10 protein-coding genes are annotated in these 8,354 nt (G+C 67.4%); 7 read left to right on the forward strand and 3 right to left on the reverse strand.

Translation table 11 applies throughout. The features are described from left to right. Positions 1-135: 135 nt before the first annotated feature. Positions 136-453 (forward strand): hypothetical protein, encoded by a 318-nt coding sequence (locus tag KXR53_RS08160; protein ID WP_437374610.1) that lies wholly within the window; start codon positions 136-138, stop codon positions 451-453. 18 nt (positions 454-471) lie between these two features. Here the strand turns inward: KXR53_RS08160 and KXR53_RS08165 are convergent, their stop codons facing one another. Then, positions 472-987 (reverse strand): adenine phosphoribosyltransferase, encoded by a 516-nt coding sequence (locus KXR53_RS08165; protein WP_437374611.1) that lies wholly within the window; start codon positions 985-987, stop codon positions 472-474. Positions 988-1,089: 102 nt separating this feature from the next. Here KXR53_RS08165 and KXR53_RS08170 point away from each other — a divergent pair, with 102 nt between their 5' ends. The 5 genes from KXR53_RS08170 to KXR53_RS08190 all read left to right on the forward strand — a co-directional run bounded on the left by KXR53_RS08170 (position 1,090) and on the right by KXR53_RS08190 (position 5,750). After that, positions 1,090-2,235, forward strand: a complete 1,146-nt coding sequence (locus KXR53_RS08170; RefSeq protein ID WP_437374612.1) for an MlaE family lipid ABC transporter permease subunit — start codon at positions 1,090-1,092, stop codon at positions 2,233-2,235. Positions 2,236-2,237: 2 nt separating this feature from the next. Further along, the gene (locus tag KXR53_RS08175; protein WP_437374613.1) at positions 2,238-3,071 is read left to right on the forward strand and encodes an ABC transporter ATP-binding protein; all 834 of its coding nucleotides are present in this window, start codon (positions 2,238-2,240) and stop codon (positions 3,069-3,071) included. A 1-nt stretch (position 3,072) separates the two neighbouring features. Further along, positions 3,073-4,047: an MlaD family protein gene (locus tag KXR53_RS08180; protein WP_437374614.1), complete on the forward strand. Its 975-nt coding sequence runs from the start codon at positions 3,073-3,075 to the stop codon at positions 4,045-4,047. A 2-nt stretch (positions 4,048-4,049) separates the two neighbouring features. Next, the gene (locus KXR53_RS08185; protein ID WP_437374615.1) at positions 4,050-4,715 is read left to right on the forward strand and encodes an ABC-type transport auxiliary lipoprotein family protein; all 666 of its coding nucleotides are present in this window, start codon (positions 4,050-4,052) and stop codon (positions 4,713-4,715) included. A gap of 273 nt (positions 4,716-4,988) precedes the next feature. Then, on the forward strand, positions 4,989-5,750 hold the full coding sequence (locus KXR53_RS08190; RefSeq protein WP_437374616.1) for a DeoR/GlpR family DNA-binding transcription regulator: 762 nt from the start codon (positions 4,989-4,991) through the stop codon (positions 5,748-5,750). A gap of 13 nt (positions 5,751-5,763) precedes the next feature. Here the strand turns inward: KXR53_RS08190 and KXR53_RS08195 are convergent, their stop codons facing one another. Further along, positions 5,764-6,381, reverse strand: a complete 618-nt coding sequence (locus tag KXR53_RS08195; RefSeq protein WP_437374617.1) for a hypothetical protein — start codon at positions 6,379-6,381, stop codon at positions 5,764-5,766. Between the two features lie 199 nt (positions 6,382-6,580). Here KXR53_RS08195 and KXR53_RS08200 point away from each other — a divergent pair, with 199 nt between their 5' ends. Next, on the forward strand, positions 6,581-8,119 hold the full coding sequence (locus tag KXR53_RS08200) for a capsule assembly Wzi family protein (RefSeq protein ID WP_437374618.1): 1,539 nt from the start codon (positions 6,581-6,583) through the stop codon (positions 8,117-8,119). 28 nt (positions 8,120-8,147) lie between these two features. Here the strand turns inward: KXR53_RS08200 and KXR53_RS08205 are convergent. Then, a partial coding sequence (locus KXR53_RS08205) for a cupin domain-containing protein (RefSeq protein ID WP_437374619.1) occupies positions 8,148-8,354 on the reverse strand: 207 nt, incomplete at its 5' end.

The following is an 8,354-nucleotide window of genomic DNA, read 5'->3' on the forward strand; positions in this document are numbered from 1 at the left end:
CGCGTCGATATGGAGACGGGTCCGGAAACCTTGCGAAACGCAATGTTTGGTGCTGGCAGCCTCGGCGCGCATATATAATGCGGGCATCAGCGGAAGCCGATGAGGGCGGGTGCCGATGGATAAAGAGGCCGTGCGATGATCGAAGTGCAGGAGATCGAGCGCAGGCCGGCGGAGCGGCCGGTCCAGCCCTCAACCGGCCTCCTAGTCTGTGAGGACCGCGTGGTCGAGCGCTTCCTCGACCGTCCCGCCGCGCCGCGCGGCGACACCGACTTCCTGCGCAAGCTCAATCGCAGCCTGTTTGACGAGCCGGAGTATCGGCCGAGTGTGCCAAGCCTGCGCAGCCTAGTGCCCGTGGCGGTCGTGGTGCTGCTGGCGTTGGGGGCGGCGGCGCTGATCGGCACCGCCTGGCACGATCTCCGTGGCGACCGGACCGCGGAGCAGGAGGTCCGCTGAGCCGCGGAGCCGATGTCCTCAACTGTCGTATTGCAGCAGCGAGAGAACCGGCGTGTCTATCTTCTGCCGGCCGCCGAGGAAGGACAGCTCGATCAGGCAGGCAGCGCCGCGGACATCGGCGCCGACCCGGCGCAGCAGCTGGATCGCCGCCGCCATGGTGCCGCCGGTCGCCAGCAGGTCGTCGAGCACCGCGACGCGCATGCCGGGCTTGATCGCATCGGCCTGGATCTCGATCGCATCCGACCCGTATTCGAGTTGGTAGAGATGGCCGATCGTCTCGCCCGGCAGCTTGCCGCGCTTGCGGCACATCACGAAGCCGCAGCCCAGGACATAGGCCAGCGGCGCCGCGGTCAGGAAGCCGCGGGATTCGATGCCCACCAGGATATCGGGTTGCCATTCGCGGACCGAAGCCGCCATGGTCTCGACCGCGTGGCGCCATGCCTGCGGATGGGCCAAAAGCGGCGAGATGTCGTAGAACAGGATGCCTGGCTTGGGAAAATCCGGGATACCGCGTATGTGCGACTTGAGATCCATGAGACGTCCTTGGTTGCGGGCCGGAGTGACCATGCATCGTAGTCCCTGCCGCCCGAAAGGCAATTCGCAGGTGCGGAAGCCGGATGCGGCGGAGATGGCCTCGTGACCACCGCGGCGGCCGCCGAGGCCAGCATCGACAGCAGCGTCGAGCGCGGCGTCACCTGGCTGCGCCTGGCCGGCCCCTGGGTGACGCGGGCGGCGGCGCCCCTGGACCACGAGCTGGCGGCGCTGGTGCAGAGGCGCCCATCGGGCGAGGTGGTGCTGGACCTGTCCGGCGTCACCCGGCTCGACACCGTCGGTGCCTGGCTGGTGCACCGCACCCAGGAGGACTTGGCCGCGGCCGGCGCCACGGTCCGGGTCGAGGGCGTGTCGGAGGACCAGAGAGGTCTGCTCGAGGCGGTGTCCCGGGTCGAGCGCGACGAGCCGATCGCGCATCCCGACCGCAACATCCTGTACGAGCTGGCGCTGCGCACCGGCAAGGCGACCTTCCATTTCCGCGACGAGGCGCTGGCGCTCCTGAGCTTCCTCGGCGTGCTGATGGTCAAGAGCGTCGGCACGCTGCTGCGGCCCAGCCGGATCCGGATGACGGCGCTGGCCCACAACATCGAGACCACCGGCCTCCACGCCATGCCGATCGTCGGACTTCTGTCCTTCCTGATCGGCGTCGTGCTCGCCTATCAGGGGGCGGACCAGCTCAGCCGCTTCGGCGCCCAGATCTTCGTGGTCAACCTGCTCGGCGTCTCGGTGCTGCGCGAGCTCGGCGTGCTGATGACGGCAATCATCGTCGCCGGCCGCTCCGGCTCCGCCTTCACCGCGCAGATCGGCACCATGCAGGTGAACCAGGAGGTCGACGCGATGGAGACGCTGGGCCTCGACCCGATCGAGGTGCTGGTCATCCCCCGCGTCTTCGCCCTCGCCATCACCCTGCCACTTTTGAGCTTCTATGCCAGCATGATGGCGATCCTCGGCGGCGCGTTCATGTCGTATTTCGCGTTGAACATCAGCTTCGTGCAGTTCCTGCAGCAGTTCCAGGCGGCAATCGGCGTGAACACCTTCTGGGTCGGCATGGTCAAGGCCCCGGTCTTCGCCTTCACCATCGCCATGGTCGGCTGCTATGAAGGGCTGAAGGTCTCCGGCAGCGCCGAGAGCGTCGGCCGGCTGACCACACAATCGGTGGTCGTCTCGATCTTCCTGGTGATCGTGCTCGACGCCGTGTTCTCGATCCTGTTCGCCACCCTGGGGGTTTGACGATGCACAAGAATCCCCAGGCGCCGCCTCAGGCGCCGGATGACGGCGTCGTGATCCGCGTGCGCGGGCTCAAGACCCAGTTCGGCAGCCAGGTGATCCATGAGGGTCTGGACCTCGACGTCCGGCGCGGCGAGGTGCTGGGCGTCGTCGGCGGCTCCGGCACCGGCAAATCGGTGCTGCTGAAGGAGATCATCGGTCTGATCCGGCCCGCCGCCGGATCGATCGAGGTGCTCGGCGTCAATATGGACGAGGTCGGCGAAGCGGAACGGAGGGCGGTGCAGCGCCGTTGGGGCGTGATGTTCCAGGACGGTGCACTGTTCAGCTCGATGACCGTGGCCGAGAACATCCAGGTGCCGATGAAGGAGTACACCCGGCTGTCGCGGGAGATGATGGATGATCTGGCCCGGGTGAAGATCGCCATGGCCGGCCTGGCCTGCAGCGCCGCCGTGAAGCACCCGTCGGAGCTGTCCGGCGGCATGCGCAAGCGCGCGGCCCTGGCCCGGGCGCTGGCACTCGACCCCGAGATCATCTTCCTCGACGAGCCGACGGCAGGTCTCGACCCGATCGGCGCCGCCGCCTTCGACCAGCTCATCGCCGAGCTGCAACGCAGCCTCAGGCTCACGGTGTTCATGGTCACCCACGATCTCGACAGCCTGGTCACGATCTGCGACCGGATCGCCGTGCTGATCGACAAGAAGGTCCTGGTCGACACCTACGAGAACCTGCTGAAGATCGACCATCCCTGGATCCAGGAATATTTCCACGGACCGCGTGGCCGCGCCGCAGCGGCCGAGCACGCCGCTTTGGAGCGTGCGCAGACAGGGGCGGAGGGCTGAGATGGAGACGCGTGCGAGCTATGTCGCCGTCGGCAGCTTCGTCCTGATCCTGATGGTCGGGCTGGTGGTGTTCGCCGTCTGGCTCGGCGGATCGGGGCTGCGCGAGAATGCGGAGCGCTATCTGATCTACTTCTCCGGCAACGTCACCGGGCTGCAGGAGGGCAGCCAGGTTCGCTATCGCGGCATCCCGGTCGGCTCGGTCGAGGATGTGCAGATCGATCCGTCCAATGTCGAGCGGGTGCAGGTCCAGATCGCGGTCCGGCCGAAGACGCCGATCGTCAAGGGCACGGTGGCGTCGCTGGAGATCCAGGGGCTGACCGGCGGCGCCTTCATCCTGCTCAGCGGCGGGGTTCAGGGCGCGCCGCCGCTGGAGAAGGAGGGTAAGGAATACGCCGTCATTCCGTCCCGCCAGTCGGGGCTGCAGGCGATCGTCGACACCGTGCCGCAGCTGCTCGAACGGCTGTCGGAGACCTCGCGCGAGGTCCAGCGGATCTTCTCCGAGGAGAACCGCCAGAACATCACCGAGATCCTGGCCAATGTGAACACCCTCACGGCGGCGCTGGCGCAGCGTTCGACTCAGCTCGCCACCACGATCGAGCGGATCGACTCGCTGACCCAGAATGTCGACGGGCTGGTCACCGAGGCGCGGACCGACCTGAACAAGCTCACCACCAGCGCGACCGGCTTCCTGTCGACCACTGACACCCAGGTCAACGCCACGGTGGCCGATGCCCGGGCGATGATCGCGTCGCTGCGCCAGAGCGCCGACGGGGTGGCCCGGCTCCTGAGGCAGTCCGGCCCGGGGGTGGAGAGCTTCTCCGTCGACGGGCTCTACGAGATCACGCAGCTGATCACACAGCTGCGGCAACTGACCGACAACCTGAATCGGACCCTGTCGCGGCTCGACCGCAGCCCGGCGCAGTTCCTGTTCGGCGGCTCGTCCGGCGGCGTCCCGCCGCAAGGATCCTCGAGGTGAAGATGACATTCTCCCCCCTGTCCCGGCGCCTCTTCCTGCGGCAGGTCGCGCTCTCCTCGGCCGCGATGGGCCTCGCCGGCTGCGGCGGGATCAGCGCGCTGGCCCCGCCGGCGCCGCAGGTCTATGAGCTGACGCCGAAGTCCACCTTCGACTCCGGTCTGCCGGAGGTCACCTGGCAGCTCCTGGTCGACATGCCGGCCGCCAATGCCGGAATCGACACCGACCGGATCGCGATCAGCGAGAGCCCGACCTCGCTCGACTATTTCGCCAAGGTGGCCTGGGTCGACCGGGCCCCGGCTATGGTCGTCGGCCTCTTGGTCGAGAGCTTCGAGAACACCGGCAAGATCGTCTCGGTCGGGCGACAGATCTCCGGCCTGCGTGCGAATTATGTGCTGCAGCCCGAGATCCGCGAGTTCCGGGCTGAGCGCTGGCCCGGCGAGCCCTACCGGGTGCGGGTGCGGATCGGCGCCAAGCTGGTGCGCTTTCCGGAGCGGACGATCATCGGCGGCGAGAGCTTCGAGCGGGTGGTCGAGGTCAAAGGGCCGAATTTCACGGACGTGATCCGGGCCTGGGACGACGCCCTGGGCGGCGTGATGAAGCAGGTGGTGGAGTGGACGCTTCGCACCGGCGAACGCGACGACCGCACCGGCGGTCGGCCGCGGCGGTAGGAGCGGCGCACGCCGACGTGAGTGGAGTCGTGGTCAGCGGGTGACGGTCTGCCAAAAGAAGAAGGCGATGACGCCGATGATGATGACCCACTCTGCACCCATGACCCTCTCCATCCCCATGCGTCTTGTCGCCCTTCATAGCACGGGACGGCCGGATCGCAAGGCGCTCGCCGCGGTCGCTCGCCCAGGCCATGTTCGCAAATGAAAATATTGGCATCGTTTCCGCTTCCCCATTAGCATTCTTTTTCGTCCAGCCACGATAGAAGAGCGGCCATGAACGCCACGGCGCGGCAGAACCAGATCGTCGAGCTGGTCCGCCAGGAAGGCTATGTCACAGTCGAGACCCTGGCCGACCGCTTCCAGGTGACGCCGCAGACGATCCGACGCGATATCTCGCTGCTGCAGGACAGGGCCCTGCTGCGGCGCTTCCACGGCGGCGTCACGGTGCCGGGCAGCGTCGAGAACTTCGCCTATTCGACCCGCCAGGTGCTGTGCCTGGAGGAGAAGCGCCGGATCGCCAGGCTCACCGCGCGGCAGGTGCCGGACAACGCCTCGCTGTTCCTCAACATCGGCACGACGACGGAGGAGGTGGCACGCGCGCTGCTTGGCCATCGTGGCCTCAGGGTGATCACCAACAACATCAACGTCGCCAACATCCTGTATTCGAATGCGAGCTGCGAGGTGATCGTCGCCGGCGGCGTGGTCCGGGCGCGCGACGGCGGCATCGTCGGCGAGGCGACGCTCGATTTCGTGCGTCAGTTCAAGGTCGATGTCGGGATCATCGGCATCAGCGGCATCGACGAGGACGGCACGCTGCTCGACTACGACTACCGCGAGGTGCGGGTGGCGCGGGCGATCATCGACAATTCGCGCCAGGTGTTCCTGGTGGCCGACCACACCAAGTTCGGCCGCAACGCCATGGTGCGGCTGGCCTCGATCGGCGAGATCCACGACCTGTTCACCGACCGGGTCCCGCCCGCGCCCTTCCGCGAGGCGATCGCCACCACCAGCTGCCGCGTCCACGTCGCCGATTAGGGCCGATTCGAGGCTAGATCACCCCGTCCTGCCGCAACCGGGCGACCAGGTCCTTGGCCGCACGGGCGGCGAGGTCGGCGAAATCGGCGCTGGAGCTGCCGCGGGCGGTAGCGTCGCCCGTCCAGATGACGGCGGTGCCGCCGGCCTCCTGCACCCTGGCCTCGTAGCGGGCGACCGGCTCGTCGACCCAGCTGCCGCTGCTGACCGGCCCGGCGAACGGATAGCGGCCATACCCATAGCCATAGGGCCAGGGGCCATAGGGAAAGAACGGATCGCCGACATAGGTCGGCGGGATGTAGCGGGCGACCGTGGCGCGCTGGTCGACGGCGATGCGCAGCACGGCGCGCACGCCCGCCGTCCGGATCGCAGCGATCTCGGCGGCCGGGCCGCCAAGCCGGGTCGGCGGCACCAGGTCGATCATCCGCACGGCACGGACGCCGTTGGCCGTAAGCTCGGCGACGGCCGCGCTCTCGAGCGCTTCGCGCTCCCCGAGTCGCGGTGTCTCCGCGACCACCGCCATCGAGCGGATCGTCGCCCCGCCGCGATAGGCGGGATCCACATAGCCCGCCACCCGCGTCTGCACGCAGGCGCCGAGGAGCAGGGCGGTCAGGGCAAGGACGAGAACGCGCATGACGTCTCCCGAGAATCGCTCTCAATGAGATGGCGTGGCCGAGCGCGGCCGCCAAGATCAACGCCGCGATTGTGACAAATTTGTCTCCCTCCCAGGAAGGCGGCAGCGGAGAAGCGCATACAGCCTGATGCAGCCGCTGGGCTTCCGTGGACGTCTTGTGTATGCAGGGCGGGTGATTGGGGGCCGTCCGGGGGGAATAATGGCCGTTGCCAGGAAGATTGCCATTGCCGTCGCTGCTGCCATTCTGTCCGGCGCCGCGCTCGCGACGGTGTCCGGAACGGCGGTGGCCAGCCCGTGGGCGGAACCGGGCGATGCGACGTTGCGCAACGACATCCACGTCCTGGAGAATTACGGCCTGATCGACGGCGTTCTGAACGCCTGGCCGATCCCCTGGGCACAGGTCACCTACCGCCTGGCCAAGGCCGATCGGGATCTGCTGCCGCCCTATGTCCAGGCGGCGCTGGACCGCGTCCGCGCCCGGGCCGCTTCCGAGACCCGGCAAGGGCAGCTGCACGCGATGCTGCGGGCCGACCTGACCAACCAGCCCGCCCTGGTGCACGGCTTCGAATACACGGCGCGCCAGCGGGGAGAGGTGACCGCCTCCTTCGAATATATGGGCGATTCGACCGCGTTGCGGCTGTCCCTCGGCGCCTATTCCCGTTTCGTCAAGGGGGACAGCCCCTGGTACTACGCCGGCCAGGACACGTTCCAGGCGTCGCTCGACGGCACCTACATCGCCCAGCGGGTCGACAACTGGATCCTCTATGCCGGCTGGCTCGACACATGGTGGGGGCCGGGCGAGACCACCAGCCTGATCCTCTCGACCAATGCCCGGCCCTTTCCGAAGGCCGGCTTCATGCGCTCCAACCCGCATGCCTTCGAGACGCCGTGGTTGAGCTGGATCGGCCCCTGGCAGATCACCGGCTTCCTCGGCGTCCTGCCGGACGACCGGGACGTCACCTACCCGTTGATGTTCGGCCTGCGGGCCTCGATCAACCCGATCCCGGGGCTCGAGCTCGGCGCCTCGCGCATCATGATGTTCTGCGGCAGTGGCCGACCCTGCGGCCTCAGTACCTTCTTCGACGGCTTCTTCGGCAACACCAACGTCGATCCCTCGCAGCAGGCCCAGGACCCGGCCAACCAGATCGCCGGCTTCGACGCCCGCTTCAGCAGCCAGCTCTTCGGCCAGCCCTTCGAGATCTATGGCGAGCTGACCGGTGAAGACGCGGCCACTTCCGACATCGGCATTCCGCTGCCGTCGCGGAACGCCGCCGTGCTCGGTGGATCGCTATGGAACGGCTGGGGTGACGAAGGGGCGATGTGGAAGGTCAACGTCGAGTATTCGAACTCGACCGCGAACTTTCTGGACAGGAAGATCTACGGCTACTTCTACGAGAGTGGCGCCTATCCGGACGGCTACCGCTTCTACAAACGTTCGATGGGCGACAGCCTCGACGGTGACGCCGAGCTGTTCGGCGTCACCGGCACCTTCATCGACGCCGACAATTGGACCTACAAGGTTGCCTACCACCACGCCAACCTGAATCCGAAGGACAACCCGCGCAACACCGTCAGCCAGAGCGCGGAGGAGATCAACATGCTCGATCTCGGCGTCTCGATCCCGATGCGGCGCAACACGGTCGGCATCAATCTGCGGCTGCAGGATGATTCGCCGAACAGTCCCGGGGAGCAGAAGCCGATGGCGGCTCTGGGCCTGTCGACGACGATCCGGTTCTGACCGCCGTCGACAGGCCCCGAGGGGTCCTTCAGGGCTCCTCCAGCCGGACGACGTCGTCTTCGCCGAGATAGGGACCGGTGCGGACTTCGATGAGCTCGAGGTCGATCTTGCCGGGGTTCTCGAGCTTGTGGTCGGTGCCGATCGGCAGGTAGACGGCCTCGTTCTCGCGCAGGATGCGGGACTGGCCCTCCATGGTGACGCGGGCGGTGCCGGAGAGCACGACCCAGTGCTCGGA

This window comes from Inquilinus limosus (genome assembly GCF_051487185.1).
Lineage (GTDB): Bacteria > Pseudomonadota > Alphaproteobacteria > DSM-16000 > Inquilinaceae > Inquilinus > Inquilinus limosus_F.

Bases quoted from the DNA above. Each gene is read 5' to 3' on its own strand.
- KXR53_RS08160 (WP_437374610.1), top strand. From the start codon at position 136: ATGATCGAAGTGCAGGAGATCGAGCGCAGGCCGGCGGAGCGGCCGGTC.
- KXR53_RS08165 (WP_437374611.1), bottom strand. From the start codon at position 987: ATGGATCTCAAGTCGCACATACGCGGTATCCCGGATTTTCCCAAGCCA.
- KXR53_RS08175 (WP_437374613.1), top strand. From the start codon at position 2,238: ATGCACAAGAATCCCCAGGCGCCGCCTCAGGCGCCGGATGACGGCGTC.
- KXR53_RS08180 (WP_437374614.1), top strand. From the start codon at position 3,073: ATGGAGACGCGTGCGAGCTATGTCGCCGTCGGCAGCTTCGTCCTGATC.
- KXR53_RS08185 (WP_437374615.1), top strand. From the start codon at position 4,050: ATGACATTCTCCCCCCTGTCCCGGCGCCTCTTCCTGCGGCAGGTCGCG.
- KXR53_RS08190 (WP_437374616.1), top strand. From the start codon at position 4,989: ATGAACGCCACGGCGCGGCAGAACCAGATCGTCGAGCTGGTCCGCCAG.
- KXR53_RS08195 (WP_437374617.1), bottom strand. From the start codon at position 6,381: ATGCGCGTTCTCGTCCTTGCCCTGACCGCCCTGCTCCTCGGCGCCTGC.
- KXR53_RS08200 (WP_437374618.1), top strand. From the start codon at position 6,581: ATGGCCGTTGCCAGGAAGATTGCCATTGCCGTCGCTGCTGCCATTCTG.